The sequence below is a fragment of the Mesorhizobium sp. M7A.F.Ca.CA.002.05.1.1 genome (assembly GCF_003998335.1).
Classification (GTDB): domain Bacteria; phylum Pseudomonadota; class Alphaproteobacteria; order Rhizobiales; family Rhizobiaceae; genus Mesorhizobium.
The window spans coordinates 1-1,938 of record NZ_RZQI01001042.1; the positions used below are offsets into that span (position 1 = coordinate 1).

A 1,938-nucleotide genomic window follows, 5' to 3' on the forward strand; every position below is an offset into this window, starting at 1 on the left:
CTGCACGAGGCGGGCTTTCGCACCATCGGGCTTGATTCGGACGCGCCGGCCGAACTCGAAAAGAGCTTTGCCGGAGAAAAGATCGCCCTGGTGCTGGGCGCCGAAGGCAAGGGCCTGCGCCAGAAGACCCGCGAGACGGTGACGACGCTGGCGCGGCTCGACATGCCCGGCGCCATCCATTCGCTCAACGTGTCGAATGCCGCGGCGATCAGCCTTTACGTGGCGAGGAAGTTTTTAGCGAGTAGCGAATAGCGAATAGCGAATAGCGAAAGTCGAATCCCGGCTATTCGTGGCTGCAATCCCTAATCCCTAATCCCTATTCCCCATTCGCTATTCGCTATTCGCTCCTTCCCCACCTCATGCCCCGCCATCCGCTCCAGCGCCCTGACCAGCGCCGAATGATCTTCCTTGGCGCCGCCATTGGCCGCGCAGGAATTGAACAGCTGCTGAGTCGTCGAGGTGTTGGGCAAGGAAACGCCGAGCGCCTTCGCGCCCTCCAGCGCGAGGTTCAGATCCTTCTGGTGCAGTTCGATCCGAAAACCCGGCGCGAAGGTGCGCTTGACCATGCGCTCGCCATGCACTTCCAAAATGCGCGAAGCCGCCAGCCCGCCCATCAGCGCCTGCCTGACCTTGGCCGGATCGGCGCCGGCTTTCGAAGCAAAAACAAGCGCTTCGGCGACAGCTTCAATGGTCAGCGCGACGACGATCTGGTTGGCCACCTTGGTGGTCTGGCCAACCCCGTTCGGCCCGACCAGGGTAATGTTCTTGCCCATCTTCTCGAACACGGGCCTGGCGCGCTCGAACGGGTTTTCCTCGCCGCCGACCATGATGGTCAGCGACGCCGCCTTGGCGCCGACCTCGCCGCCCGAGACCGGTGCGTCGAGATAGTCGCAGCCGAGATCGTTGATCTTCTTCGCGAACACCTTGGTCTCGATCGGCGAGATCGAGCTCATGTCGATGACCAGCTTGCCCTTGGCCAGGCCGGACGCGACGCCGTTGTCGCCGAACAGCACATCGGCGACCTGCGGCGTGTCGGGCACCATCAGGATGATGATGTCGGCGGCCTTGGCCACGGCGGCATGGCCGGTGACGGTCTTCAGGCCCTTGGTGACGAGATCGGTGGAGGGTTTCGATCGATGATCGCTGGTGATGACATGATAGCCCGCGTCCAGCAGATGCCCCGCCATCGGCGCGCCCATGATGCCAAGGCCGATGAAACCGATGGTTTCCATTTGTTTTCTCCGTCTTTTGTTAGGTCGCGTTCTGTCACGCCCCCCTCTGTCCTGCCGGACATCTCCCCCACCAGGGGGAGATTGGACATCACCACTGCCTTGGCCAATTGTTGAAGCTGCCAAAGTTGCGAGCCGACGCCGAAGCTGCCGATCTCCCCACCCGTGGGGGAGATGGCCGGCAGGCCAGAGGGGGGCGCGAAGGAACGCGACTTCTATTGCGATCGCCGCTAAGCCGCAGCGCTTCCCTGCCCGCTCAAATCCCGAAACCACCCCAACCCAGCTTCCGTCCCGGCCTTCGGCTTGTATTCCGCCCCGACCCATCCGGCATAACCAATGCGGTCGATATGCTCGTACAGGAAGGGAAAATTGATCTCGCCCGTCCCCGGCTCGTGACGGCCGGGATTGTCCGCAAGCTGGATATGCGCGATGCGGTCAAGGTTTGCCTCGATGGTACGGGCGAGATCCCCCTCCATGATCTGCATGTGATAGATGTCGTATTGCAGGAACAGGTTTTTCGAGCCGACGCGATCGATCAGCGCTAGCGCCTGGTCGGAGTAGTTGAGGAAGAAGCCCGGAATATCGCGCGTGTTGATCGGCTCGATCAGCAGCCTGATGCCGGCCTGCTCCAGCTTTTCCGCCGCGAAGGCGAGGTTTTCGGCAAAGACATCCTCCAGCACCTTGCGGTCGGCGGCGGCCGGCGCGATGC

3 protein-coding genes are annotated in these 1,938 nt (G+C 62.3%); 1 reads left to right on the forward strand and 2 read right to left on the reverse strand.

Features of this window, described 5'->3' with window-relative positions:
* The coding region (locus tag EN939_RS32170) for a TrmH family RNA methyltransferase (RefSeq protein ID WP_272483125.1) at positions 1-252 on the forward strand (252 nt) is incomplete at its 5' end.
* A gap of 50 nt (positions 253-302) precedes the next feature.
* Here the strand turns inward: EN939_RS32170 and EN939_RS32175 are convergent.
* Complete coding sequence (locus EN939_RS32175; RefSeq protein ID WP_127271587.1) at positions 303-1,232, reverse strand: 2-hydroxy-3-oxopropionate reductase; 930 nt, start codon at positions 1,230-1,232, stop codon at positions 303-305.
* Positions 1,233-1,459: 227 nt separating this feature from the next.
* A partial coding sequence (locus EN939_RS32185; RefSeq protein WP_164751422.1) for a hydroxypyruvate isomerase family protein occupies positions 1,460-1,938 on the reverse strand: 479 nt, incomplete at its 5' end.